Below are 23,347 nucleotides of genomic sequence, written 5' to 3' on the forward strand. Positions count from 1 at the left end.
TCCTCCCCCACTGGAGGAGGGGACCCCTACATCTGCCGGGGGTCCCCTCCGGGCGCGTGCTCAGGGTGCGGGCGGCCTTGTGCGGACCGGCCACGAGGATGCGGGACGCCCGCGCCGCGCACCCCGCGCGGACACGGCCCTCGTGCCCACCCCCACGGGGCACGGCGGCCGTCCTATCGTGTGCGGATGGCGACGACGTATGCGGCACTGCTGCGCGGCATCAACGTGGGCGGCGGCAGAAAGGTCCCCATGGCCGACCTGCGCACCCTGATGGAGGGTCTGGGCCACGACGCGGTCCGCACCCATCTCCGGAGCGGTCAGGCCGTGTTCACCACCGGGAGCGGCGGGCCGGGGGGCAGGAGCGCGGACACGGCCGGGGAGCCGGCCGAGGACGTGCTGGCCGCCGAACTCGCCGACGCCGTCGAGCGGCACTTCGGCTTCGCCGTGGACGTGATCGTGCGCGACCACACCTATCTGCGGGCGATCGTCGACGACTGTCCGTTCCGGGCCGCCGAGTTGGCGCCCAAGCAGCTGCACGTCACCTACTTCTCCGCCGCCGTCGACGACGACCGCTTCGCGGACATCGACCGGGCAGCCCACCTGCCCGAGGAGTTCCGCCTCGGCGACCGCGCCCTGTACCTGTACGCCCCCGACGGCCTGGGCCGCTCCAGGCTCGCCGAGCGCCTGGCCGGACCCCGGACCACCCGGGGTGTCATCGCCACCACCCGCAACTGGAACACCGTCGTCAAGCTCATGGAGCTCACCCGTGACTGACCCGTACACCGCCGCCATCGAGGCCGAACTGAAACTCCTCGACCCCGAGGTGCGCCGCTCGCCCGAACGCGTCGGGGGGCTGCTCCATCCGGAGTTCGTGGAGATCGGCGCGTCCGGACGGGTCTGGGACCGGGACGCGGTCATCGCGCTGCTCGCCGGTGAACGCGATGCGGGGGACCCCACCGGCACCGTCTCCCGGATGAAGGCCGTGCAGCTGGCCCCCGACACCGTTCATCTCACCTTCGACACGGACCACAACGGCCGGTGCGCCCACCGCAGTTCCCTGTGGCGCCGCACCGGCCGGGGATGGCTGCTCTACTTCCACCAGGGGACGCTGTACGACTCCGGTCGTGAGGAGCAGCGGTACAGCGGTTGACGCTGCGCCAGGCCGGCGCCGAAGTGAGGGACGAGGACCTGGCCCGGCTGTCCCCGCCGAAGGCCGAGCACCTCGACGTGCCCGGCCGCTACAGCTTCACCGCCTCCACTCCGGCCGCCGGCGCTCCGCGCCCCTGCGTGGCCCGGAGGTGCTCGGAGGTGCTCGGAAACGACGATGACGACGCTCCGAGAAGCTGATCACCAGAGGCGTTCGTGGCAGTCATGAGGGGGACGCGTCGCCTCCGCCGGCCGCTGTGGCCCTTCGGACGCAGTCGCGGAGCAGAGCGCGGCGCTGGTCGTGTACGTCATCGGGTTCTTGGTCACTGGCCGCATATACGTTGCTGACCGGTGACCAGGCCATGGACATGGCGATGACCATGGCCATGATGTCGAACGGGTCACCTGCGCGAACCCGCCCGGCGTCCTGGGCCTCGGCGATGGCCGCGAGCTTGCGATCGTCGTAGTGCTGGTGGGTCTCGACGAGGTGCCCGGCAGGCCGGCGCTCCAGCCGTGTCCAGGTCGCCAGCCGGATGAGGTCGGGGCGGCGCAGGTATTCGTCGTAGAGGCGCACGGCCCAGTCCGCGAGATCGTCGGCGTCGATGGGCGCGACGTTGGTGATGCGCTCCAGCGAGCTGAGGAAGATCGCGTCGAAGAGCCGTTCCTTGTCACCGAAGTAGGCGTAGAGCTGTGCCTTGTTGGTGCGCGCTGCCGTCACGATGCGTTCGACGCGCGCCCCGGCGATGCCGTGCTGGGCGAACTCGTCGGTGGCGGCGTCCAGGATGCGCTGGTAGGTCGCGGCACCTCGCGAGGTCTGGGGCTGTTCCGGCATGCCCCCACTCTAGCAAACAGAACAGTTTGTTTGTCTTGGTGTGCGATCGCGTTTAAGCTGCAACAGACCGAACAGTTTATTTAAGGATTCAACTATGCGAACGACCACCGGATGGCGGGCGGCCGGTCCGACGGCGCTGCGGCGCACGTCGCTGGAGCGCCGTGACCTGCGCCCGGACGACATCGCGGTGCAGGTCGACTACTGCGGCGTGTGCCACACCGACCTGCACGCCCTGCACGACTACGACCAGCACGCGAAAGCGCCCCTGGTGCCCGGTCACGAATTCACCGGCGTGGTGACCGGGGCCGGCCCCGAGGTGACCGCCTTCTCGGTCGGCGACCGCGTAGCGGTGGGCAACATCGTCGACTCCTGCGGCGTGTGCGCCATGTGTGAAGCCGGACAGGAGAATTTCTGCCACTCCTTCCCGACTCTGACCTACGGCGGCACCGACCGGCAGGACGGGTCGACCACCCTGGGCGGCTACTCCCGCGAGTACGTCGTGCGCGACACGTTCGCCCACCCGCTCCCCTCCGGCCTCGACCCGGCCGCAGCCGCCCCGCTGATGTGCGCCGGCGTCACCGTCTGGGAACCCCTGCGCTCCCTCGGTGTGGGCCCCGGCAGTCGCGTCGCCGTGGCCGGGCTCGGCGGCCTGGGCCACCTCGCGGTCAAGATGGCCGTGGCACTCGGCGCCACCACGACCGTCATCAGCCGCACCCGGGACAAGCGCGACGACGCCCGCCGACTCGGCGCTCACGACCTCATCGACTCCACGGACACCCGGCAAATGGCCACGGCGCGCGACACCTTCGACGTCGTCATCGACACCGTCTCCGCACCTCACGACCTCGCCCCGTATCTGAAGCTGGTGGCGATGGACGGCACCCTCAGCCTCCTCGGGTACCTGGGGCCGGTCGCCGTCGAGGCCATGGACCTGCTTGTCGGCCGCAAGAGGCTCAGTTCCGCGGGCAGCGGAGGACGCCCCGCGACAGCCGAGATGCTCCAGTTCTGTGCCGACAACAGCATCGCCGCCGACATCGAGGTACTTCCGTCGTCGCAGGTGGACACGGCACTCGACCGTCTCCGGCGAAACGACGTCCGGTACCGCTTCGTGCTCGACATGTCCGACCTGGACTGAAGAGACGGCAGGCCGGGCCACGGCACGGGCCGGACGGCGGCGCGTGCCATGGCCCGGCCTGCCGCCCTCTCACGAACGGTCCGTGAGAGTTCTGAGAGAGGCCCGGAACGCAATCCGTTTCCGCGGGTGATCGCTCGCGGAGGTCCTCGCGGAACCCGCATGCTGTGCGACGGGGTTCCGCGGGACTGCGCTCGTGGATCTGACGCCCGATCGGGCCGCATCGCTCGACACCCGGAACCGTCTCGCCTTGTGGCCCGGAAGACCCGCAGTCCCCCGCTGGACGCTCGCCCGGTGAGCCGTACGCGGCCGCGCTGGGGGACGGCCACCGGGCAGTCGTCGCCCGGCGCGCGGCTGCGGGAGCCCGATGAGAACTGCACGATGCGGCGATGAGTTTTCCAGGCCCGGCCGGTCTACCGTTCGTCAAGTGATCAGAAAGCGCGAAGCAGGAGGAGCGGCATGAGCCAGTTACTGCGGGTCCAGAACTTCACCGTCTCGAGCGACGGGTTCGGCGCCGGCGAGGGCCAGAGCCTCGAGAAGCCGTTCGGTCATGCCGATCCGGGGAACTTGCTCGCCTGGGCCTTTGCCACCGACCACCCACCCATCAACCGCTCCGAACCTGGTGGCAGCCGAGGTCTGGACGACTACTTCACGCGGGACTACGCCCGCAACATCGGCGCCGAGATCATGGGCCGCAACAAGTTCGGGCCGCAGCGCGGGCCCTGGCAGGACCACGAGTGGCAGGGGTGGTGGGGTGACGAGCCCCCGTTCCACACGCCGGTGTTCGTCATGACGCACCACAAGCGCCCGTCGTTCACGCTCTCCGACACAACGTTCCACTTCGTCGACGGCGACCCGGCCGCGGTGCTCGCCCAGGCGAAGGAGGCGGCTCAGGGCCAGGACGTCCGGCTTGGCGGTGGGGCCACGATCATCCGGCAGTTCCTCGAGGCCGACCTCGTCGACACCTTGCATGTGGTGGTCGCGCCGACGAAGCTCGGCTCCGGGGCCCGGCTGTGGGAGTCCCCCGATGAGCTGCTCGACCGGTTCCACCAGGACGTCGTGCCCAGCCCGAGCGGCGTGACGCACCACCTGTTCTGGCGGAAGTGAGGCCGGACCAGCCATCCGGCGCGGGCTCCGTCGCCGGCGTCCGCGGCTGCGGCATGGCCGCCGCCCAGCGGCGTCCTGGCCCCGCGTTTCGCGGGTCGCTGCGGATGCTGTTCAGGTCTGCAGCCAGCGTGGACGCCGCACGGCGGGCCCCAGCGGATCGATGAGGTCGACCCGGACGACCTGGCTGAGGATGATGGTGGGCGGGTCGGTGGCCCTGCGGATGCGTAGCTGGAGCTCACCGAGGTGATGCAGGATCATCCGGCCCGTGGGCCGTACTCGGCGGCGGCCTGGGTGGATCCCGGGCATCGTGCCGTCTCCATCGCGTTCCAGCGCCTGCCGTACCTGCCGCTCGATCAGGCAGAACACCAGCAGGGCCAGGCAGACGATCTGGACGAGGGCGGCGACGCGCCGGGCGTGCTGGACGACACTGGGGTGACCGCCAGTGGCCCCCTTGACGTCGCCGTAGCGGCGCTCGGCGTCGCCCTGTCCCCTGTAGTCCAGCAGGACTTGGGCGGGGGTGGCCTGCTCGATCGGGCGGGAGGCGATCAGCGCGTACCAGCCGTCGGCCGCCGCCTGCGCGGCCGGCACCTGCTCGTCGAAGTGCCAGGCCCGGACCTGCTTCAAGTCCACCCGCCGGTCCTTGGGATGCCCGAACTTGACCATCGGGTAGTCCTCGTCCTGCCCGGCCTCGGGGTAGGCGCCGTGCACGGACATGCTCGTCATATCCCAGTGGGTGCGGGCCACACCGATGCCGAAGCCGGCGATCGCGGCCGCCCCGACGCTGCCGGCAGGCCGGTCCAGGTGCGGAGCGATGGCGTCCAGAGCACGCGCCAGGCGGTCGTCACCCAGCAGGTGGGCCTCGACGCCGAAGACCTTCTCCACCGCCCAACTGCGGGCCCGGTCCCCGTCCCTGAACAGCAGCGCCGGAGCGGTCAGCCGGTTGGCCCCCAGCACCTCGATCATCTGGCCGTGCGTCAGCTCCGCCCGGGGATCGGGCGGACAAAGGGCATCGACGATCCCCGCAACATCCAGCCGGCGCAGAAACTCGGCAGCGACGGGCAGAGCGCCCAAACGCTTGGTCACCACGGACTCGATCACGCACTCCATACGGGGACGTTCCGCCCGTGGCCGCGGAGGCCGGGAAGTCATCGACCCACCCGGACCAACGTTGACAGGCCTGTGCGGACACTGCCCGGCCCCGCTCTCCAGCCGAATCGGCGATCCGCGAAATACGGGACTGGACCAGGGCATCGACACCTCCACCGCAGTCGGGCGGATGTTTTTCCAGATCCTCGGAGCGGTAGCCGAGTTCGAGCACGCCCTGATGTCGGAGCGGACGATGGACGGCCTGAAGGGGCCGCCCGCGCCCGCGGACGCACCGACGGCCAGAAACCCGAACCCGGGCCCTGTCAGGTCAAGCTCGGCCGGGAGATGTGCGACTCCGGCGACTACACCGTCCAACGGATCGCCGACGAATTCGGCGTCTCCCGCCCCACCACCTACCGCCACTTGGGAAAGACGGTCCACGCCCAGCCGACGGGCTCCACGTAGCGCACGGCATCACCGCGGGTCAGTCTCCCGCTGTTCTCGGCAAGTACTCTGCGACATTAGTGAGGGAGGGAGGCAGATGGAGCGCACCATCGGCGTCGATCTGGCGGTGAAACCGGGAGCCACAGCGACTGCGGAGATCTGCTGGAGCCGGAACGGGGCAGAGGTGAAGCCCCCGAAGCTCCGCTGCAAGGACGAGGATCTGCTGGATCTGCTGTCGGGGCTCGTGCTGGGGGAGCGCGCGGGGGTCGACTGCCCGTTCGGCTGGCCGACGGCGTTCGTCGAGGCCGTCGCCGCACACGCGGGCCACCAGTCGTGGCCCGGGAGCACGGGGCGGGCGGACCACTATGCCCGCCTGCGTCTGCGGATGACCGACCGGGTCGCAGATGCGACGATCCGGCCCCTGACGGGGCGCGGTCCACTCTCGGTGTCGATGGACAAGCTCGGGGCGACCGCAGCCCGCTGGGCCTACCTCGCTGACCAACTCGCCGCTGGAGGCCTCCCGGTTGACCGGACCGGCGCCGGACAAGTGGTGGAGGTCTATCCGGCCGGGGCCCGCGCCGTATGGGGCCTGGTCGGCACGCGCTCTACGCAGGCCCTGCTTCAGGCGGCGCCATGGCTCCGGTTCGAACCCGGTGCTCAGCAGGCGTACGAGAGGAATGAGCACGCCTTCGACGCGCTGATCGCCGCTCTCGTCGCCCGGGCCGTCGTTCTGGGCCTGACCTCCCTGCCCCGGAACGAACAGGAAGAACGGGCGGCTGCCGTTGAGGGCTGGATTCACCTCCCCGCACCCGACGGCCTGGCCAGGCTCGACCCATCAGCAGCCTAATACTCCAGCTGTGGATCGCGGTCTTGCTGGTCGGGGCTGTTCCGGGAACGGGTGCGGCCACCGGTGATCATCGGTGTGTGAAGACTGAACCGTTCCGGTTTCGGTGGAGACTCGATTCCGTGAAGAGGGCGGCCCAGTGGTCGATCACAAGCGGGTCGCGAGGATCATGCGGAGGGTCGGGCTCCAGGGAGTCCGTCTGCGCCGTCGGCACCGGACCACTCTCGCGGACCAGGCGGCGCCGAAGGCGCCGGATCTGATCGGCCGTGTTCACCGCGGCCGCGGTGAACACGAAGTACGTCGGCGACATCACATATCTGCCGGTCAGCGGCGCGAAGCCGCTCTATCTCGCGACCGTCATCGATCTCGCCTCACGGCGACTGGCAGGGTGGGCCATCGCCGATCACATGCGAACCGAGCTCGTCATCGACGCCCTCGCGACCGCCGAACGGACCCGTGGCAGCCTGGCCGGGCAGTGATGCACACCGATCACGGCTCGCAATATACGAAGCAGGGCTTTCGCTGAAAGTTGCAGGTCAGCAGGGGACCAGCAGAGCATGGGGGCGATCGGGTCGAGCGCGGACAACGCCGCTGCGGAGAGCTTCAACGCCGCCTTCAAGAGGGAAACGCTGAAAGGACGCAAAGGCTGGCCGAACGAGCGAGAAGCGCGACTCGACGTCTTCCGCTGGCTGACCCGATACAACACCCGCCGCCGGCGCTCCCGCCTTGGCCAGCGGTCCCCGATCGCCTACGAGCACGACATCCAAGCAGCAGCAATTACCCTTACCCAAGCCGCATAGACGTGTTCGACATCCGGGGTCAAGGCCCGTCAAGGACTCCATGGCGGGCAACGTGCTCATCGAGCGGGTCGCCGCCGACCACCCCGGTCTGCACAAGGTAGTGCACGTCTCACCGTGCTCTCGCGCCCCTACCCCTCGGGTGGAACCGGTGCAGGGGGGTGGTTGGTTCGGTTCACGGCCCAGTCGGCCCGGCGGGTGGTGCGGGGCCGGTGGAGAGGACGTGGTCGACGGCGGCGTTGAGGGTCTCGGTCTCGGCGATGAGGACGGGTTCGCGGGTGGGCAGGGCGCGTTCGACCGAGAGTCCGTTGAGGACGGTGAGAAGGAACCTGACGTTGCGGGTGTGGTCTCCCGTGGGCAGCGCGCCTTCCTCGGCGAGCACGGTCAGCCAGTGTTCGACCCGGCGCTCCGCCTCCCGCTCATAGCCGAGGTATGCGGCGCGTACCGGTTCGGTCGGCTCGGGTTCGATGAAGGTCCGATAGATCGTGCCCCATGCGGTTCGCGCGTCTTCGTTGGTGCCGAGCGGTGCGAGAACCTGCCGCAGGCAGTTCAGCAGCCGTTCGCGGGGCGGCAGTGTCTGGTCCCGGATCAGGTCGCCGGGCAGGAGGTGTTCGTAGATCCGCGCGAGCAAGCTGTCCTGCAGGGCGCGCTGGTTGGGGAAGTGGAACCTCAGCGAGCCGGTGCTCACTCCCGCACGCGCGGCGACCGCTCGCACGCTCAGCTTCGTCGTTATGTCCTCGGCGATCATCTCTGCAGCGGCCTGGAGGATCTTCTCGCGTGTTTCCATGATCCGCTCTCCTTCGCTTCTCCCAGCCCCCCTACTGTACTGGCACACCGTACTAGCACACCGTACTAGTACGGTGTGCTAGCGTTTTCCCTAACACGCTGTACTAGTGATGTTGCGGCTGATGTGCGAAGGAGGGGTGGAGCATGGCGTGGAAGCAGTGGGCGGCATCGAAGCGCCTCAAGCCGGGAGACGGCAGGGAACTGCAGCGGGTCCGCTGGTGGCAGCTTCCCCCGCGCTCCCTGTTCTGCTACGGCTTCCCGGTGCAGGCGGGCACGCCCGCCTGCACGCCGTCGACGTACGGCACTGGGCGCGGTTGGACAACAGCAAGATCCGGGCGCACCTGTTCCTGGACGGCAGGCACGTGACCGGGTTGAAAATGCCCGCGGTCTTCCCTGTCGACGGGGGTGTCATCGAGGTGGCGATGAGCGACTACGGCATCAGGCGCTGCCACTACCGCCCCTTGGGCGGACAGCCGCGTCAGCTCACGCCCGACCCGGCCTCGGCGGAGGGACGGCGGGCGCGCTTCGGTGCCCGCCATCCGGGACTGAGCCGGGCGATCGGCATCGGATCGGTGTTGCTGCTTGTCATCGGTGTGGGCCTGAACCTGTCTCTCACATTCCTCCCGTCACGCAGCGGGTCGGGACGTTCGAATCGCCGATACATCTGCCGATCTGGCTGAACCTCGTACTGGGGGGCGGGGCCGTTCTGGCGGGCATGGAGCGCGCGCTCCGCCTGCGGTATTCCTCTCTGCTCGACACGGCCGGTCACTGACCCCCCGAAGTGAGGAAGGCACGACCACGTCAGGCCTCTTCGGCTGGTTTCTTGCGCGACCGGCATGGCCCGGCTGCATGGAATGACACGAGTACGGCGAAAGGAAGATCAACATGATCCAGTTGAGGCCAAGGCCCGCCGCCCGGTACGGGGCGGCGTTCGCCGCAGCCCTCATGGTCCTGACCGGGTGTTCGTCCGGTGCCTCGGGGCCGCGCAGCACGTCCGCAGTGGCAACGTCGGCCTCCATCCCGTCCCCGGGCCCGCTCACTTGGAGCACGTGCGGGAAGAACCTCGAATGCGCCACGATCAAGGTGCCGCAGGAATACACCGACCCTGATGGCGCGCAGATCCCGCTCGCGGTCATGCGGCACCGGGCCACTGATCCCGACCGCCGCATCGGCAGCCTGATCTTCAACCCGGGCGGACCCGGGGTTCCCGCCATCGAGACACTGCGCAATCTGCCCAAAACGGCCGGCACTCCTGGCGCCTTCTCGCCCGCGGTGCTCGCCAGATTCGACGTCATCGCGATGGACCCGCGCGGCGTCGGCGGATCGCAGGCCGTTCGCTGCCTGACCGACAAGCAGCGAGCCGACGCCGCCGGCACCGCCTTCAACCCGGCCGTCCCCGGGGGCAAACCCCTGCCGCGGCTGCTGACCGATGCCGCTGTGTTCACCGACGGCTGCGTCAAGCAGCAGAGCAAAGAGTTTCTGGCCAGCCTGTCCACCGACAACGTGGCCCGCGACATCGACCAGGTTCGCTCCGCGCTCGGCGAGGATAAAATCACGTATTACGGCTTGTCCTACGGCACCGTGGTCGGCCCGATGTACGCCACCCTGTTCCCTCACCGCCTCCGCCAGATGGTGCTCGACGCGCCCGTCGACACCAACCTGTGGTTCGGCAACTCCCTCACCTTCCTCAACGACGTCGCTGTGGCAAGCGAACGGACGCTCGACGCCTGGTTCGAGACCTGCCGCATCGAAGGGACCGCAGTGTGCCCGTTCGGAGCGGGAGACCCGCAGGCGGCGTTCGACACACTGATCGACACGCTGGAAGCGAAGCCGCTGAAGATCGCACCCGTCAAGGACGTCACCCCGGGCGGCGAACTTGACGGCGCCATGGCCCTTGAGGCCACCCGAGCCCTGGCCGGCGACCAGAACACCTGGCCGTTGCTGACCTCGGCGCTGCTGGCCGCACAAGACGGCAACGGCGCACCCCTGTACACCCTGTGGAGCAGCGTCACGGTATCCCCCTTCCCTGTCCCTACCGCGATGTTCGAAGCCCACACCGCGGTACGCTGCGCCGACTGGCAGACCCCGGTCGGCATCGCCGCGCACAAGGCCGCAGCCACCAAGGCTGTTACTGAGGCCAGGCGGATCGGGACCCGGGCCGCCTACTCTGCCCTGAATTGCGCTCGGTGGCCCGCGCCGAACAAGGATCGCGTCACCGAGCCGCTCACAGGCGCTGGTACGCCGCCAGCACTGGTGGTCGCAGGCCGACTGGACCCCGTCACCCCCCACCACTGGGCCGAGAACATGACCCGAACCCTGGACTCTGCGGTCCTGCTCACGCGTGAAGGAGTCGGACACGGCTACTACGGCACCAACTCGTGTATCAACAGCGCAGTTGACGCCGCCCTCGTCCACGGCACCCACCCCGCCGACGGCACCGTATGCAAGACAGACACGCCCGCCACCACCCGCCCCCTTGTCTTCGCGAACCGTTGAGTCACAGCCGGTCTTCACCCGCGTACGCATAGGGAGTGGGCAAGACACACATCGCCGTCGCTCTCGCGGTCGCGGCCTGCCGAGCCGGTTACTCGATCTACTTCACCAGCCTCGACGACATGGTCCGCAACCTCAAGACCGCCGAGGCCGCAGGGCGGCTGACCAGCAAGCTCGGCAGCTACCTCCGGCCAGCGGTTCTCGTGGTCGATGAGGTGGGCTACCAGCCTCTCGAACGCGCGGAGGCCAACTTGGTCTTCCAGGTGATCTCAAAGCGCTACGAAAAGGGCTTGATCATCCTGACCTCGAACAAGACCTTCAGCGAATGGGGGCAGGTGTTCGGCGATGAAGTCCTCGCCACTGCCATCCTCGACCGTCTCCTCCATCACTGCGATGTCATCTCCATCAACGGCTCCAGCTACCGGCTCAAAACGGCTCGCCGCCATCGAACGCGACCGGGACGACGCAGTGTCTCTTCTCAGCACCCTTTGACGACTTATCCGGAGGTCTGACTATGCAGTCCACTCGTGCCCGGCGTGCCCTTCTCGGAGGGCTTGCTGTACTCGTCGCCCTTCCGCTTGCCGCATGCGGCAATGACAGCACCCAGGCGTCACCAGTCCCGGCTGTCGCCACAACGCAGGCGGATCCCGCTGCGAAGCAGGCCGTCGGCGATTTCAAGGAGCTGGAGCGCAAGTACGGTGCGCGGCTTGGGGTCTATGCGGTCAACACGGGCGATGGGCGGGAGGTGGCCTTCAACGCTGATGAGCGATTCGCGTACGCCTCTACCTTCAAGGCGTTCACCGCCGCTGCCGTCCTACGCAAGTACTCAATGAGCGGCATGGACAAGGTGGTCAAGTACTCCCGGAGCGATCTGATCGATCACTCTCCGGTCACCGAGAAGCATGTCGATATCGGAATGACCCTACGTGATCTGTGTGACGCAGCCGTCCGCTACAGCGACAACACCGCAGCCAACCTCCTGTTCGACGCACTGGGCGGGCCGCAGGGCCTGGCCGCCGCTCTCGTGGAGACAGGTGACACCACCACCAAAGTGGAACGCCGCGAGCCTGAACTGAACCAGTGGTCTCCCGGTGCCACACAAGACACCACCACGCCCCGCGCGTGGGCAGCAGGCCTTCGGGCATTCGTTCTCGGGGACGCCCTGGGCAAGGACGAACGCGAACAGCTCACGCAGTGGCTGCGGACCAACACCACCGGAGACGAACTCATCAGGGCCGGAGTACCCAAGGGATGGGATGTCGGGGACAAGACCGGCGGAGGCGGTGTCTACGCTGTCCGAAACGACATCGCCGTCGTCTGGCCCCCCAACGCCGCACCCATCGTCATGGCGGTCATGTCCAACCGAGGCGCCGAAGACGCCGACTACGACAACGAGCTGATTGCCGAAGCGGCATCCGTGGTCACCAAGACACTGCCGTAGCAGAACAACTGCACAGCACGCGAACAGTACACGGCAAACCCCCAACGACTCCGGCGTTCTCGCCCGACGCCAGGGGTACGCGTCTTCAGGATGCTGCCCCGGCCGCTCGACCCGCCGCCGATAGGGCGTTTTCCGCCCCCGGCGGGGTTCGTGGGCCGGGCGGTGCGTAGTTCGTTCGTCTGCGACTACCTGGCCGACGTCGAGATGCGCCAGGAGATCCACGAGGGGTTGCAGGTCGTGGAGAACTGGAACTCCGCGAACAAGGACCTCTTCTACGGCAAGGACGGCGACCTGGCCGGTGCGGACAAGGAATCCCAGGAGGTCAGCATGCTCGCGCTACACCTGCTCCAGTCGGCGTTGGTACACGTCAACACGCTGCTGATGCAAGAGGTCCTGGCCGATCCGAAGTGGGCGGACAAGCTCACCGACGCGGACCGCCGGGCGCTGTCGCCGCTGTTCTGGACCCATGTGAATCCGTACGGCCGGTTCGAGCTGGACATGAACAGCCGCCTGGACCTGGACCTGGTCGCCGTGTCGGCCGTGCCCGGCCCGCGCAGTCCGCAAGAGGAAGCCGCCTCGGCCCCCGCGTGACACCGACCTGCAGGCCGCCGAGCCCTCCGACGCGACTCCAGTTCCCACTGCTCGCCTAATAGTTTATTTAGACTGATAGAGTTCGACTATGCCACGTCGCGCTCTCGACAACCCGATCGTTCTGGCAGTTCTGGGTCTCCTGCTCGAACAGCCCTCGCACCCGCACCAGATGCTTGCCGAACTGCGAAAACGCAGCGACAACCACGCGGCCGCAATCACGCGAGGCACGCTCTACAACACCGTTGCCGCCCTGACCGAAGCGGGATGGCTTGCCTCGCAAGGCCAGCAGCGCTCGGGAAACCGTCCGGAGAGGACCGTTTACGCCCTCACGGAAGAGGGCCGCGACGAACTCGTACGACGGCTGGACTCCCAGATCCGCAACCCAGAACGCGAGTTCTCACAGTTCCTGGGCGCAGTCACCTACCTCGGCGCCCTCGGGGTGAGCGGCGCGGTGGAGGCCCTGGTTGAGCGTGCCCAACGCCTCCGGCAACGCACGGCCGCCGATGAAGAACGCCTCGCGGAGGCCCTGGCGGCCGGCGTACCCCGCCTGCACGTCATCGAAGCTGAATACGCGTTGTGCCTCGCTCGCGCTGAGACGGCATGGATCGACTCGGTCATCGACGACCTCCGCACCGGCTCACTCACGTCGCCGACCGATTCGGCGACAACCTCCACACCCCCTGTAACGCCGAACCGAAAGGAATCGAACGCGTGGCACTGACAGCGGATGACGGCATGCTCTTCGGGATCTACCCGGGCGGAGTCGCCGGTGATGACACCGGGGGCCTGGCCGGCGGCCTGCCCGATGACCCGGCCCTCGTATCGAGTGCACTCGACCGCCTCCAGGGCCGACCAGGCCGTCCGTTCCTGGTACGCGCCTACATAGGCTTCGACGATGTCACCCGCCTCGGCGAGCCACACGCGACCGCGGCACCGGCCGCCGCAGCCCAATACGCCGTCCGGGGGCGCCGCTTGGACTTGGTGGCGCAGTACCAGTCCCCAGCCGGAGACGTCGACGGCTACTGCGACTTCCTGCGCGAGCTGGTCGAGCAGTACGGCGCGGTCACGAGCACGTTGCAAGTGACGGAAGAGCCCAACGTCACGTCGAACCCGACGCTGGACGGCTACTACCCGGCGGTGCACGAGGCGATCGTCCGTGGGGTTTCCGTCGTCAAAGCGCGAGCACGTGAACTCGGGTACACAGACCTACGGGTCGGATTCAACACCGCCCCTCTCTTCGGGCCGGCAACCTCCTTCGTCACTGATCTGACCAGCCTCGGGGGAGGGAACTTCATCTCCGATCTGGACTACGTGGGCCTGGACTTCTTTCCCGACGTCTTCCAACCCGTCGACGCATCCGACCTCCCGCACGCTGTCGAGGGACTGCTACGTCATCACCGTGACTCGGTACTGGCACCCTCCGGCTTGGGACACCTACCGCTGCACATCACCGAGCACGGTTGGCCCACCGGACCCGAACGCCACCCGCACCGGCAGGCCGGCGTCGTCGAGACCGTGGTAAATGTGATCGCCGCCCAATCGAAGCAACTCCACCTGAGCGGTTACACGCATTTTGCGCTGCGAGATGCCGACAGCGCCGAAACGGGACTGTTCCATCAATTCGGGCTCACCACCGATGACTACTCCCCCAAGCCCGCCTTCGACACCATGAAGATGCTCGTCGAACGCTTCAGTGTCTGACGGGAACGACGAGTGGGGGCAGGCTGTCTCCTCCGGGGGCACAGCCTGCCCCACTCTCACAAACGACCCTTTCCCGGAGCAAGATCAAGGACGGTCGGCGAAAGTGGCCCGGATCACGGATCCCCTGTCACAACTCGTTCTCACTCAAGAGTGGAACCAGGCATGTTCCGGGAAACGTTTGTGACAGTATCCGGGGGCATGACGGGCCCTCAAACCGCACTCGCGTCCGAAGTGGACGACGTCGAGCGCCACCCATGCCCGCGCTGTAACGCTCAGCCAGGTTCACCCTGCCGCTCGCGCTCCGGTGCGGTTGCCGGGACGTACCACACCGGCCGCTTCACGAAGGTGCCCCGGCTCGCGAAACCCCTGCGCGTGCCGACACCCGCCGGCCGCAGCCCCGGCTAGCCTTGGCGGCCCGGCATCCCGGCATCCCGGCATCCCGGCATCCCGGCATCCCGGCATCCCGGCATCCCGGCATCCCGGCATCCCGGCATCCCGGCGCCCGCACCCGTCGACCCGGACACCCCGAGCGCGGACATCCGCATCGGATACGCCCGCTGTTCGACCCTCACCCAGGAACTCCAGACACAGCTCGACGCCCTCGCCGCCAAGCGCATCCCCAGGGACAAGATCTTCTCGGAAAAGATTCAGTACCCGGGTCCGGGTCCGCCCGCAGTTCGAGGCAGCCCTCAGCGCCGCCCGGGAGATCAAGGCCCACGCCCCGCACTGCCGGGTGATCTTCACGGTGTATGAGATGAAGTGTCTCGGGCGCGATGCCGCAGAGCTGACCGCGCTCGCCGACCACCTCACCGCCCACGGCCCGGTCCTAGAAATGCTTGCCGGGCCCCCCAGGGGATGTACGACCCCAGCGGTCCGGGACGCCTGCTGTTCGGGTTCTTCGCAGCGATGGCGGAGACCGAGCGCGAGAACATCCGCGAGGCCACCCTCGAAGGACTCGACACCGCGGCCCGCAAAGGCAACCACGGCGGCCGGCCCCCGGTCATCACCGACGACATGCTGCACACCGTGCTCCGCCGCCGCGCGAACGGCGAGACCGTCGAGGACATCCAGCCCGACCTGCTCATCCCCACCGGCCGCCGCAAGGGACAGAGCCCCAGCCTCTCCAGCATCTATCGGGCGCTGGCCGAGCACGAGAAGACCCAGGCGTACCCGGAGGCCGTCGAGGCGGCGCACACCCACTTCGCCGCCCTCCGGCAGCTCGACCGCAGCCCCAAGTAGTTACTCAGCGCTACACGCCACCTGGCGGTAGCTATACGAGAACAGGGCCCCCGCCCGTATCCGGGCGGCCAGGCGGGCGTCGGCTACCTGCCGGGCGGCCCGGTCCGCGGCCGTCCGGCACCAGTGGTGGAACCTCGAGCGGCTGACGCCGAGAATGCTGCAGAGCCGCTTCACGCCGTAACGGCGCTGGAGGTCGGCGACACACTGGAAGCGATTCGCCAGCGCGTCTCCCCGGCGAAATACTTCGCCGCCTTCCGCAGGATCTCGCGTTCCTCCTCCAGCTCACGGACCTTCTTCCGCAGGGCCGCGTTCTCCGCCTCCAGCGAGGTCGGCGGCTGGGCCGGTTCCTGCGTCCGGCGTCCCCGTGGACGGCTTGCTCCGGCAGCCCGGACCCAGTTCCGCAGCGTCTCCGGATTGATCCCCAGATCGGCGGCGACCGACCTGATCGTCGCCTCGGGCCGCGACTCGTACAGCGCGACCGCGTCCGCCTTGAACTCCGGCGGGTAGTTCTTCATGACCACGAGATGTCCGTCCTCAGATCCTCAGGACCCAGTGTCCCGTGCGTCCAACATCAGAGGTCAAGGCCCAAGGCCAGGTAGTTAGCGTTTTCGCAGGTCAGGCAAGTGGCGGTGAAGAAATCTTGACGTAGAACAACGGAGCTCGTTGGTACAGGCAGTCGACCAAGACAGCTTGTCTCCAAGGAGCTCCGTTGCCGTCTCATCATCCCCTGCCCGCACCGATGACGGACATCACTCGTTCGGTCGCCGTGGCTGCGGGCAAGTTCGCGCCCGGTCATCTGGGCGAGTTGACGACCGGCATACCGTTCGAACTGGTCGACGCTGTCCTTCACGAGACCCGTCGCTTCCAGAAGCGACTGCGTGATCTTCCGTCCCGTGTCGGCATCGCCCCACCGGCAACCCCGGGGCCTCAGGCCCCCACCGCCCTCACTGCTCCCACCGCCGGTATCCGTGCCGCGTCGTACCGCTGCAGCAGCACCCGCGCCACCTCCGGTGCCGGACCGAGAACGTCCGCCAGGACGTCCGCCTGGGCCGCGCCCCGTGCGATGCGGTCCGGGAGGAAGCCCGGGGCCAGCACGTACGGGGCCACGGCGACGCGCTCGCAGCCGAGGGCACGCAGGTCGCGTACCGCGTCCTCGGTGCGGGGCAGGGACGCGGAGGCGAACGCAGGCCGCACGGCGCACCAACCGGTGTGCCGCCACTCCCGCGCGATTTCTGCGATCACTGCGATCGCCTCCGGGTCGGTGGACCCCGCCGAGGCCAGGACGACCCCGGTCGAGGACTTGTCGGCGGGCGTCAGGCCCGCCTCGTACAGCCGGCGTTCCAGCGCGGCGTGGAGCAGGGGGGACGGCCCCAGGACGTCCGCCTGGCGGATGCGCAGCCGCGCGTCCGCGTCCGCGAGGACCGCCGGGATGTCCGCCTTGGCGTGGAAGGCGCGGGTCAGCAGCAGTGGGAGGGCCACCACGTCGCGCACGCCCTCCGCCGCGAGGGAGTCCAGCACCCCCGGTACGGAGGGGATGTTGAAATCGAGGAAGCCGGTCTCCACCCGCAGCTCCGGCCGCAGCGTCCGCACCCGCCGCACCAGGGCGTGCACGGTCGCCGCGTGCCGCGGATCGCGGCTGCCGTGGGCGATGACGAGAAGAACCGGGCGGCGCATGATCGGATCAGTCCCTCCCCAGCAGGCCGCGGCTGCGCAGGACCCACCGCTCCAGCGGACTGAAGATCAGCAGGTCGATGGCGATGCCCACGGTCAGGATCAGCAGGATCGCCTCGAACACCATGGCCATGTCGCTCGCGTTGCGGCCGTTCTCCAGCAGCTGTCCGAGGCCGATGCCGAGATCGGGGAACGACGCGATGATCTCCGCGGCCATCAGCGAACGCCAGGAGAACGCCCAGCCCTGCTTCAGACCCGCCACATAGCCGGGCAGCGCGGCCGGCAGCACGATGTGCCAGGTGCCCTTCAGCCCCGTCGCGCCCAGCGTGCGGCCGGCCCGCAGGAACAGCGGCGGGACCTGGCTGACGCCGGAGACCAGACCGTTGGCGATCGAGGGGACCGCGCCGAGCAGGATCACCGCGTACATCATCTGGTTGTTCAGGCCCAGCCAGATCACCGCCGGCGGCACCCACGCCACCGACGGCAGGGACTGCAGCCCGGACAGGATCGGGCCGATCGCCGCGCGCACGAACCTCACCCGCGCCACCAGCAGTCCCAGCGGCGTACCGATCAGCAGCGCGAAGAAGAAGCCGAGCAGACCGCGCGAGACGCTGGTCCAGATGTAGCCGAGCAGTTCGCCCTGGAGCCACGCGTCCCGCACGACGCCCCACACGGCGCCCGGCGAGGGCAGCTTGGTCGGATCGTCGACGATCCTGAAGGAGACCAGTGCCTGCCACACGGCCAGCACCAGGGCGACGGCGAGGACGGGCGGAAGGATCTTCTGGACGAAGGTCTGACGCCACGGCCTGCGGGTCTGCTGCCTCGTCTCCAGCGCGTCGAGGCCCGCCTCGAGACCGGCGAGGTCGTTCGTGTCCGTCCCGTCCGTCCCGTCCTTCCTGTCCTTGCCGTCCCTCCCGGTTGTTTCAGTGCTGGCCATGACGGCGGATCTCCCCACGGAGTTGCTCGGTGATCTCGACGGACAGTTCCGCGACCGCGGTGTCCTCGATACGGCGGGGGTGCTCGATGTCGACCGTCCACTGGCGGGCGATCCGGCCCGGCCGGGAGGACAGCAGGACCACCCGCTGTGCGAGCCGGACGGCCTCGCGCACGTTGTGCGTGACGAACAGGACGGACAACCGGCCCTCGACGGAGCCGCCGGTGTTCGCAGTGCGCCAGATCCGGGTCAGCTCGTCGTGCAGCACGTCCCGGGTGATGGCGTCCAGCGCCGCGAACGGCTCGTCCATCAGCAGCAGCTTGCTCTCCTGGGCGAGCGCGCGGGCCAGCGCGACCCGCTGGCGCATGCCGCCGGACAGCTCGTGCACCCGCTTGCCGTGGGCGCCCTTCAGCCGGACCAGCTCCAGCAGCTCCTCGGCCCGGCCGCGCCGCTCCGCCTTCGGCACGCCACGCAGCTTCAGGGCGAGCTCGATGTTCTTGCCCGCCGTCAGCCACGGGAACAGCGCGTGCTCCTGGAACATCAGCGCCGGGCGGCCGTCCGTGCTGATCGTGCCGGTGCTGGGCGCGTCGAGGCCCGCGACCAGGTTGAGCAGCGTGGACTTGCCGCACCCCGAAGCCCCCAGCAGGGTGACGAACTCACCGGGCGCGACATCGAGCGTGATGTCGTCCAGCACGAGCTGCCGCCCGGCCGGGCCCGCGAACGACTTCGAGACATGCTCGATCCGGGCGGCGTGGGTGACCGCCTCGGTGCCGTCTGCGGCCTTGGCGAGGGTCGTGGCCATGGTCGTCACCTCCTGGGACGTTTCTTCGGGTTCCGGGATCAGTTGGTGCCGAGACCGGCGTCGTCGACGGCGGGTGCGCCCTCGGCCGCGAGGACCTTGTTGAGGAGTTCCAGGTCGTAGATGCCGTTCAGGTCGGGCCGCTCGAGCAGGCCCGCCTCCACGGCGTGTTCCGCCTGGGTGCCGAGGGTGCCGGCCAGCGGGTCGTCGGTGAACCGGATCGACTTCCACGCCGGGTCCAGGACGTCGGCGGGCAGTGCCTTGCCGGAGTCGGCCGCCAGCTGCTCGTTGGCGGCGGCCTTGGCCTCGTCCGGATGTTCGTTGATCCACCGGTTGGTGGAGACCGACGCCTCGAGCACCGCCTCGACGGCCTTCGGGTGCTTCTCCAGGAACTCCTGGCGCACGACCAGGTTCGTGATGACGAACTTCCCGTCCGGCCACAGGGAGGCCTCGTCCAGCAGGACCTTCCCGCCCTCGGCGACCAGCTTCGACGCGGTGGGCTCCGGCACCCACGCGCCGTCGACCGACCCGGCCGCGAAGGCGCCCGGGGTGACCTTGTTGTCGCTGCGGACGACCGTGACATCGCCCTTGCCGCTCTGCGCGTCGACCGTCCAGCCCTGCTCGGCCGCCCAGTTGAGGAACGCCACGTCCTGCGTGTTGCCGAGCTGCGGGGTCGCGATCCGCTTGCCCTCGACGTCCTCCAGGGACTTCACCCGGTCCGGGTTCACCACCAGCTTCACCCCGCCGGACGCCGAACCGCCGATGATCCGCAGGTTCTTGCCCTGCGACTTGGCCCAGCCGTTCACCGCCGGGGACGGCCCCATCCAGGCGACGTCGATGGAACCGGAGTTGAGCGCCTCGATCGCGGACGGCCCCGCGTTGAACACCGCGTACCGCGCCTCGGTCGCGCCGAGCTCCTTCTGGAAGAAGCCCTTCTGCTTGCCCACCAGCGCGGTCCCGTGGGTCAGATTGCCGAAGTGGCCGATCCTCACCGCGTCGAGACCGTCGGTCTTCTGAGCCCCGGCCGCGATCCCGGCGCCGGTTTTCTCCTTGGCCTGGGAGCCGTAGCCGCAGCCGGCCAGGGCGAGCAGGACGGCCAGCGTGGCCGTCACGGCGAACGCGCGGGGCGCAAGGGCGGGGGTGGCAGGCACGGGAGGTGTTCCTCTCGGGGGCCCGGCTCCCACGTACTCAACTGGTCGTACTCAGCTGGCCGTGGCCGGGGGATCGGCGGGTTTTCGGCGGTGGCGGCGGTGGACCGGGGTGGCGAGCGAACGGTGCGCGCGCCCCTGGCGCGCCGGGAGCGTCACGCACATCGCGCGACTCCACCCTGGCCGCTGCCGAGCTGCCCGCCGCCGATCCGGCCGCCCTCCTTGGCGAAGGTGGCGAAGACGTCGGTGGCGAGGCCGTCGGTCGGTTCGCAGGCCGGGGCAGGGACATGACGCGACGTCAGAAGTTCCATCCGTCGCCCTCGGCCGCGTCCTTGACCGGGACCGGGGCGGCGAAGGACTCGCCGGCCATGCCCGCGGTGAGCGTGGTGCCGTCACTCGGGTCGATCAGGATGAACGAACCGGTGCGCCGCGAGTCCGCGTACGAGTCGGCCGGCAGGGGCTCGGCGGTACGGATCTTCACCCGGCCGATGTCGTTGGCGACGAGCGTGCCCGGATGCGGGTGCAGCGACAGGTCGTCCAGCGTCAGCCGGGCCGGGATGTCCTTCACGATCGCCTTGACCGTCCGGGTGCCGTGCTTGAGCAGCACCCGGTGGCCGACCGTCAGCGGCTGGTCGGCGACATGGCAGACGGTGGCCTCGACGTCCTGCGTGGTGGCCGGCGCGTCCTTGCTCGGGACGAGCAGGTCGCCGCGGGAGATGTCGATGTCGTCCGCCAGCAGCAGCGTCACCGACTGCGGCGTCCAGGCCGCCTCCACGGGCGTGCCCAGCAGATCGATCCCGGTGACCGTCGTGGTCCGGCCGGACGGCAGCACGGTCACCTCGTCGCCGACGCGGAACGTGCCCGCGGCGATCTGGCCGGCGTACCCGCGGTAGTCCGGGTGCTCGGGGCTCTGCGGCCGGATCACGTACTGAACGGGCAGCCGGGCGTGGCAGTGCGCCAGGTCGTGGCTGACCGGCACCGTCTCCAGGTGCTCCAGCACCGTCGGGCCGCCGTACCAGTCCATGTGAGCCGACGGCTCCACGACGTTGTCGCCGACGAGCGCCGAGATCGGGATCGTGGTGACCTCCGGGACGCCCAGCTCGGTCGCGTACGCCGTGAACTCCTCGGCGATCCGCGCGAACACGGCCTCCTCGTAGTCCACCAGGTCCATCTTGTTGATGGCGAGGGTGACATGGGGCACGCGCAGCAGGGCGGCGATGGCCGCGTGCCGCCGGGTCTGCTCGACCACGCCGTTGCGGGCGTCGACGAGGACGACGGTCAGCTCCGCGGTGGAGGCACCGGTGACCATGTTGCGGGTGTACTGCACATGGCCCGGCGTGTCGGCGAGGATGAACCGGCGCCGCGGCGTGGCGAAGTAGCGGTACGCCACGTCGATGGTGATGCCCTGTTCCCGCTCGGCCCGCAGCCCGTCGGTGAGCAGGGCGAGGTCGGGAGCCTCCTGGCCGCGGCTCGCCGACACCCGCTCCACGGCCTCCAGCTGGTCGGTGAGGACCGACTTGGAGTCGTGCAGCAGCCGGCCCACCAGGGTGGACTTGCCGTCGTCGACGGAACCGGCGGTGGCGAACCGCAGCAGGGTGGTCTCCGCGAGCGCCTCACTCGTGATCGTGCTCATGTCTAGAAGTACCCCTCGCGCTTGCGGTCTTCCATCGCGGCCTCGGAGAGCCTGTCGTCGGCCCGGGTCGCCCCGCGCTCGGTCAGCCGGGAGGCGGCGATCTCGGTGATCACCTTCTCGATGGTGTCGGCCCCGGAGTCGACCGCGCCGGTGCAGGACATGTCGCCCACCGTCCGGTAGCGGACGAGCCGCTTCTCGACGCTCTCGCCGTCCTTCGGGCCGCCCCACTCGCCGGCGGTCAGCCACATGCCGCCCCGCTGGAACACCTCGCGGTGGTGGGCGTAGTAGATCTCCGGCAGTTCGATGTTCTCGCGGGCTATGTACTGCCACACGTCCAGCTCGGTCCAGTTGGACAGCGGGAAGACCCGGACGTGCTCACCGGGCGCGTGCCGGCCGTTGTAGAGGTTCCACAGCTCGGGCCGCTGGCGGCGCGGGTCCCACTGGGAGAACTCGTCGCGCAGCGAGAACACCCGCTCCTTCGCGCGGGCCTTCTCCTCGTCCCGCCGGCCGCCACCGAACACGGCGTCGAACTTCTCTGCGGCGATCTTCTCGGTGAGCGGCACCGTCTGCAGCGGGTTGCGCGTGCCGTCGGGGCGCTCGCGCAGCACGCCGCGGTCGATGTAGTCCTGTACGGAGGCGACGTGCAGCCGCAGTCCGTGCCGGGCGACCGCGCGGTCGCGGTAGTCGAGGACCTCGGGGAAGTTGTGCCCGGTGTCGACGTGCAGCAGCGAGAACGGGACCGGCGCCGGCGCGAAGGCCTTCAGCGCCAGGTGCAGCATCAGGATGGAGTCCTTGCCGCCGGAGAACAGGATCACCGGATTCTCGAACTCGCCCGCGACCTCGCGGAAGATGTGCACCGCCTCCGACTCGAGGGCGTCGAGGTGGGAGAGGGCGTACGGGCCGGTCGCACCGCCGGCGCCCTCGTCGCCGGTCGCGACCGTGGCCACGGTTGTCATGCCAGTCCCCTTTCGCTCAGCAGGGCGTGCACCGCCGCGGCGGATTCCTGGACGGTCTGGTGCTGCGACTCGATGCGCAGATCGGGAGAGACGGGAGCCTCGTACGGGTCGTCCACGCCGGTCAGCCCGGTGAGTTCGCCCGCGGCCTGCTTCGCGTACAGGCCCTTCACGTCGCGTACGGAACACACCTCGAGGGGGGTCGCGACGTGCACCTCGACGTACGACGTGCCGTTCGTCTCGTGCCGCCCCCGGACGGCGTCCCGGCTGTCCGCGTACGGTGCGATGACCGGGACGAGCGCGGTGACGCCGTTGCGGGCGAGCAGTTCGGCGACGAAACCGATGCGCTGCACGTTGGTGTGCCGGTCCTCGCGGCTGAAGCCGAGACCCGCGGAGAGGAACTCGCGGATCTCGTCGCCGTCGAGCAGCTCGACCCGGCGGCCCTGCTCGCGCAGCCGGGCGGCCAGCTCGTGGGCGATGGTGGTCTTGCCTGCGCTCGGCAGACCCGTGAGCCAGACGGTGGCTCCGGTCGTCACGTCGGTCTCCTGGTTCGTAGAGGGCGCGGGGGGC

At 69.1% G+C, this 23,347-nt stretch carries 26 protein-coding genes and 5 pseudogenes; 19 read left to right on the forward strand and 12 right to left on the reverse strand.

Features of this window, described 5'->3' with window-relative positions; translation table 11 throughout:
• The first annotated feature begins 186 nt into the window (after positions 1–186).
• From ACFWVE_RS04185 to ACFWVE_RS04195, 3 genes and pseudogenes are all read left to right on the forward strand, one after another.
• On the forward strand, positions 187–774 hold the full coding sequence (locus ACFWVE_RS04185; protein WP_384008028.1) for a DUF1697 domain-containing protein: 588 nt from the start codon (positions 187–189) through the stop codon (positions 772–774).
• Positions 767–1,150: a DUF4440 domain-containing protein gene (locus ACFWVE_RS04190; protein WP_384008029.1), complete on the forward strand. Its 384-nt coding sequence runs from the start codon at positions 767–769 to the stop codon at positions 1,148–1,150. The genes ACFWVE_RS04185 and ACFWVE_RS04190 overlap by 8 nt, the downstream gene beginning before the upstream one ends.
• Before the next feature lie 2 nt (positions 1,151–1,152).
• Positions 1,153–1,347, forward strand: a pseudogene (locus ACFWVE_RS04195) (hypothetical protein); the annotation flags it as partial.
• A 22-nt stretch (positions 1,348–1,369) separates the two neighbouring features.
• Here the strand turns inward: ACFWVE_RS04195 and ACFWVE_RS04200 are convergent.
• Complete coding sequence (locus ACFWVE_RS04200; protein ID WP_384008031.1) at positions 1,370–1,978, reverse strand: TetR family transcriptional regulator; 609 nt, start codon at positions 1,976–1,978, stop codon at positions 1,370–1,372.
• Positions 1,979–2,072: 94 nt separating this feature from the next.
• Between ACFWVE_RS04200 and ACFWVE_RS04205 the strand changes: the two genes are divergently transcribed.
• Positions 2,073–3,113, forward strand: coding sequence for an NAD(P)-dependent alcohol dehydrogenase (locus tag ACFWVE_RS04205; RefSeq protein WP_384008033.1), 1,041 nt, complete (start codon positions 2,073–2,075; stop codon positions 3,111–3,113).
• A gap of 456 nt (positions 3,114–3,569) precedes the next feature.
• Positions 3,570–4,217, forward strand: a complete 648-nt coding sequence (locus ACFWVE_RS04210) for a dihydrofolate reductase family protein (protein ID WP_384008035.1) — start codon at positions 3,570–3,572, stop codon at positions 4,215–4,217.
• Between the two features lie 111 nt (positions 4,218–4,328).
• Here ACFWVE_RS04210 and ACFWVE_RS04215 read toward each other — a convergent pair whose 3' ends face one another.
• Positions 4,329–5,324: a DUF4277 domain-containing protein gene (locus ACFWVE_RS04215; protein ID WP_384008037.1), complete on the reverse strand. Its 996-nt coding sequence runs from the start codon at positions 5,322–5,324 to the stop codon at positions 4,329–4,331.
• A 61-nt stretch (positions 5,325–5,385) separates the two neighbouring features.
• On the opposite strand from ACFWVE_RS04215, the pseudogene ACFWVE_RS04220 reads away from it, so the two are divergent.
• The 4 genes and pseudogenes from ACFWVE_RS04220 to ACFWVE_RS04235 form a co-directional block, all read left to right on the forward strand.
• Positions 5,386–5,559, forward strand: a pseudogene (locus tag ACFWVE_RS04220) (recombinase family protein); the annotation flags it as partial.
• Between the two features lie 89 nt (positions 5,560–5,648).
• The gene (locus tag ACFWVE_RS04225; protein WP_384008186.1) at positions 5,649–5,768 is read left to right on the forward strand and encodes a helix-turn-helix domain-containing protein; all 120 of its coding nucleotides are present in this window, start codon (positions 5,649–5,651) and stop codon (positions 5,766–5,768) included.
• A 76-nt stretch (positions 5,769–5,844) separates the two neighbouring features.
• On the forward strand, positions 5,845–6,594 hold the full coding sequence (locus ACFWVE_RS04230) for a DUF429 domain-containing protein (protein WP_384008174.1): 750 nt from the start codon (positions 5,845–5,847) through the stop codon (positions 6,592–6,594).
• A gap of 124 nt (positions 6,595–6,718) precedes the next feature.
• Positions 6,719–7,391: pseudogene (locus ACFWVE_RS04235) on the forward strand (IS3 family transposase); the annotation flags it as partial.
• 172 nt (positions 7,392–7,563) lie between these two features.
• Here ACFWVE_RS04235 and ACFWVE_RS04240 read toward each other — a convergent pair.
• Complete coding sequence (locus ACFWVE_RS04240; RefSeq protein ID WP_384008039.1) at positions 7,564–8,175, reverse strand: TetR/AcrR family transcriptional regulator; 612 nt, start codon at positions 8,173–8,175, stop codon at positions 7,564–7,566.
• Between the two features lie 143 nt (positions 8,176–8,318).
• Between ACFWVE_RS04240 and ACFWVE_RS04245 the strand changes: the two genes are divergently transcribed.
• The 9 genes and pseudogenes from ACFWVE_RS04245 to ACFWVE_RS04285 all read left to right on the forward strand — a co-directional run bounded on the left by ACFWVE_RS04245 (position 8,319) and on the right by ACFWVE_RS04285 (position 15,639).
• Entirely contained in the window at positions 8,319–8,540 is a 222-nt protein-coding gene (locus tag ACFWVE_RS04245) for a hypothetical protein (protein ID WP_384008041.1), read from the forward strand.
• Positions 8,489–8,854, forward strand: coding sequence for a hypothetical protein (locus tag ACFWVE_RS04250; protein ID WP_384008043.1), 366 nt, complete (start codon positions 8,489–8,491; stop codon positions 8,852–8,854). The genes ACFWVE_RS04245 and ACFWVE_RS04250 overlap by 52 nt, the downstream gene beginning before the upstream one ends.
• A 205-nt stretch (positions 8,855–9,059) precedes the next feature.
• On the forward strand, positions 9,060–10,670 hold the full coding sequence (locus tag ACFWVE_RS04255) for an alpha/beta hydrolase (protein WP_384008045.1): 1,611 nt from the start codon (positions 9,060–9,062) through the stop codon (positions 10,668–10,670).
• A gap of 32 nt (positions 10,671–10,702) precedes the next feature.
• Positions 10,703–11,159, forward strand: a pseudogene (locus ACFWVE_RS04260) (ATP-binding protein); the annotation flags it as partial.
• Between the two features lie 22 nt (positions 11,160–11,181).
• On the forward strand, positions 11,182–12,108 hold the full coding sequence (gene bla / locus ACFWVE_RS04265) for a class A beta-lactamase (protein ID WP_384008047.1): 927 nt from the start codon (positions 11,182–11,184) through the stop codon (positions 12,106–12,108).
• A 162-nt stretch (positions 12,109–12,270) separates the two neighbouring features.
• Positions 12,271–12,699 carry a Tn3 family transposase gene (locus ACFWVE_RS04270; RefSeq protein WP_384008049.1) on the forward strand — a complete coding sequence of 143 codons (429 nt, stop codon included), beginning with the start codon at positions 12,271–12,273 and terminating at the stop codon, positions 12,697–12,699.
• 88 nt (positions 12,700–12,787) lie between these two features.
• A complete protein-coding gene (locus tag ACFWVE_RS04275; RefSeq protein ID WP_384008050.1) occupies positions 12,788–13,420 on the forward strand; it encodes a helix-turn-helix transcriptional regulator in 633 nt (210 codons plus the stop codon).
• Positions 13,421–13,434: 14 nt separating this feature from the next.
• On the forward strand, positions 13,435–14,400 hold the full coding sequence (locus ACFWVE_RS04280) for a hypothetical protein (protein WP_384008176.1): 966 nt from the start codon (positions 13,435–13,437) through the stop codon (positions 14,398–14,400).
• An 855-nt stretch (positions 14,401–15,255) separates the two neighbouring features.
• Positions 15,256–15,639 (forward strand): recombinase family protein, encoded by a 384-nt coding sequence (locus ACFWVE_RS04285; RefSeq protein WP_384008053.1) that lies wholly within the window; start codon positions 15,256–15,258, stop codon positions 15,637–15,639.
• A gap of 170 nt (positions 15,640–15,809) precedes the next feature.
• On the opposite strand, the gene ACFWVE_RS04290 is transcribed toward ACFWVE_RS04285, so the two are convergent.
• Positions 15,810–16,154 (reverse strand): transposase, encoded by a 345-nt coding sequence (locus ACFWVE_RS04290; protein ID WP_384008055.1) that lies wholly within the window; start codon positions 16,152–16,154, stop codon positions 15,810–15,812.
• A 224-nt stretch (positions 16,155–16,378) separates the two neighbouring features.
• On the opposite strand from ACFWVE_RS04290, the pseudogene ACFWVE_RS04295 reads away from it, so the two are divergent.
• Positions 16,379–16,531: pseudogene (locus tag ACFWVE_RS04295) on the forward strand (transposase domain-containing protein); the annotation flags it as partial.
• A gap of 35 nt (positions 16,532–16,566) precedes the next feature.
• Here ACFWVE_RS04295 and ACFWVE_RS04300 read toward each other — a convergent pair.
• From ACFWVE_RS04300 to cysC, 8 genes are all read right to left on the reverse strand, one after another.
• A complete protein-coding gene (locus ACFWVE_RS04300) occupies positions 16,567–17,313 on the reverse strand; it encodes a sirohydrochlorin chelatase (protein ID WP_384008057.1) in 747 nt (248 codons plus the stop codon).
• 7 nt (positions 17,314–17,320) lie between these two features.
• Positions 17,321–18,247 carry an ABC transporter permease gene (locus ACFWVE_RS04305; protein WP_384008059.1) on the reverse strand — a complete coding sequence of 309 codons (927 nt, stop codon included), beginning with the start codon at positions 18,245–18,247 and terminating at the stop codon, positions 17,321–17,323.
• Complete coding sequence (locus tag ACFWVE_RS04310; protein ID WP_384008061.1) at positions 18,234–19,046, reverse strand: ABC transporter ATP-binding protein; 813 nt, start codon at positions 19,044–19,046, stop codon at positions 18,234–18,236. Before ACFWVE_RS04310 ends, ACFWVE_RS04305 begins: the two co-directional genes overlap by 14 nt.
• A 38-nt stretch (positions 19,047–19,084) precedes the next feature.
• Positions 19,085–20,194, reverse strand: a complete 1,110-nt coding sequence (locus ACFWVE_RS04315; RefSeq protein ID WP_384008063.1) for an aliphatic sulfonate ABC transporter substrate-binding protein — start codon at positions 20,192–20,194, stop codon at positions 19,085–19,087.
• A gap of 152 nt (positions 20,195–20,346) precedes the next feature.
• Positions 20,347–20,502, reverse strand: a complete 156-nt coding sequence (locus ACFWVE_RS04320; RefSeq protein ID WP_384008188.1) for a hypothetical protein — start codon at positions 20,500–20,502, stop codon at positions 20,347–20,349.
• On the reverse strand, positions 20,490–21,824 hold the full coding sequence (locus tag ACFWVE_RS04325) for a sulfate adenylyltransferase subunit 1 (RefSeq protein ID WP_384008065.1): 1,335 nt from the start codon (positions 21,822–21,824) through the stop codon (positions 20,490–20,492). Before ACFWVE_RS04325 ends, ACFWVE_RS04320 begins: the two co-directional genes overlap by 13 nt.
• A 2-nt stretch (positions 21,825–21,826) precedes the next feature.
• Positions 21,827–22,780: a sulfate adenylyltransferase subunit CysD gene (gene cysD / locus ACFWVE_RS04330; protein WP_384008067.1), complete on the reverse strand. Its 954-nt coding sequence runs from the start codon at positions 22,778–22,780 to the stop codon at positions 21,827–21,829.
• Positions 22,777–23,313 (reverse strand): adenylyl-sulfate kinase, encoded by a 537-nt coding sequence (gene cysC / locus ACFWVE_RS04335; RefSeq protein ID WP_384008068.1) that lies wholly within the window; start codon positions 23,311–23,313, stop codon positions 22,777–22,779. Before cysC ends, cysD begins: the two co-directional genes overlap by 4 nt.
• Positions 23,314–23,347 lie beyond the last annotated feature (34 nt).

Origin of the sequence: Streptomyces sp. NPDC058632 (assembly GCF_042717095.1) — a bacterium.
Lineage (GTDB): Bacteria > Actinomycetota > Actinomycetes > Streptomycetales > Streptomycetaceae > Streptomyces.

Bases quoted from the DNA above. Each gene is read 5' to 3' on its own strand.
- ACFWVE_RS04185 (WP_384008028.1), top strand. From the start codon at position 187: ATGGCGACGACGTATGCGGCACTGCTGCGCGGCATCAACGTGGGCGGC.
- ACFWVE_RS04200 (WP_384008031.1), bottom strand. From the start codon at position 1,978: ATGCCGGAACAGCCCCAGACCTCGCGAGGTGCCGCGACCTACCAGCGC.
- ACFWVE_RS04205 (WP_384008033.1), top strand. From the start codon at position 2,073: ATGCGAACGACCACCGGATGGCGGGCGGCCGGTCCGACGGCGCTGCGG.
- ACFWVE_RS04210 (WP_384008035.1), top strand. From the start codon at position 3,570: ATGAGCCAGTTACTGCGGGTCCAGAACTTCACCGTCTCGAGCGACGGG.
- ACFWVE_RS04215 (WP_384008037.1), bottom strand. From the start codon at position 5,324: ATGGAGTGCGTGATCGAGTCCGTGGTGACCAAGCGTTTGGGCGCTCTG.
- ACFWVE_RS04225 (WP_384008186.1), top strand. From the start codon at position 5,649: ATGTGCGACTCCGGCGACTACACCGTCCAACGGATCGCCGACGAATTC.
- ACFWVE_RS04230 (WP_384008174.1), top strand. From the start codon at position 5,845: ATGGAGCGCACCATCGGCGTCGATCTGGCGGTGAAACCGGGAGCCACA.
- ACFWVE_RS04240 (WP_384008039.1), bottom strand. From the start codon at position 8,175: ATGGAAACACGCGAGAAGATCCTCCAGGCCGCTGCAGAGATGATCGCC.
- ACFWVE_RS04245 (WP_384008041.1), top strand. From the start codon at position 8,319: ATGGCGTGGAAGCAGTGGGCGGCATCGAAGCGCCTCAAGCCGGGAGAC.
- ACFWVE_RS04255 (WP_384008045.1), top strand. From the start codon at position 9,060: ATGATCCAGTTGAGGCCAAGGCCCGCCGCCCGGTACGGGGCGGCGTTC.
- bla (WP_384008047.1), top strand. From the start codon at position 11,182: ATGCAGTCCACTCGTGCCCGGCGTGCCCTTCTCGGAGGGCTTGCTGTA.
- ACFWVE_RS04275 (WP_384008050.1), top strand. From the start codon at position 12,788: ATGCCACGTCGCGCTCTCGACAACCCGATCGTTCTGGCAGTTCTGGGT.
- ACFWVE_RS04280 (WP_384008176.1), top strand. From the start codon at position 13,435: ATGCTCTTCGGGATCTACCCGGGCGGAGTCGCCGGTGATGACACCGGG.
- ACFWVE_RS04285 (WP_384008053.1), top strand. From the start codon at position 15,256: ATGTACGACCCCAGCGGTCCGGGACGCCTGCTGTTCGGGTTCTTCGCA.
- ACFWVE_RS04290 (WP_384008055.1), bottom strand. From the start codon at position 16,154: ATGAAGAACTACCCGCCGGAGTTCAAGGCGGACGCGGTCGCGCTGTAC.
- ACFWVE_RS04300 (WP_384008057.1), bottom strand. From the start codon at position 17,313: ATGCGCCGCCCGGTTCTTCTCGTCATCGCCCACGGCAGCCGCGATCCG.
- ACFWVE_RS04305 (WP_384008059.1), bottom strand. From the start codon at position 18,247: ATGGCCAGCACTGAAACAACCGGGAGGGACGGCAAGGACAGGAAGGAC.
- ACFWVE_RS04310 (WP_384008061.1), bottom strand. From the start codon at position 19,046: ATGGCCACGACCCTCGCCAAGGCCGCAGACGGCACCGAGGCGGTCACC.
- ACFWVE_RS04320 (WP_384008188.1), bottom strand. From the start codon at position 20,502: ATGGAACTTCTGACGTCGCGTCATGTCCCTGCCCCGGCCTGCGAACCG.
- ACFWVE_RS04325 (WP_384008065.1), bottom strand. From the start codon at position 21,824: ATGAGCACGATCACGAGTGAGGCGCTCGCGGAGACCACCCTGCTGCGG.
- cysD (WP_384008067.1), bottom strand. From the start codon at position 22,780: ATGACAACCGTGGCCACGGTCGCGACCGGCGACGAGGGCGCCGGCGGT.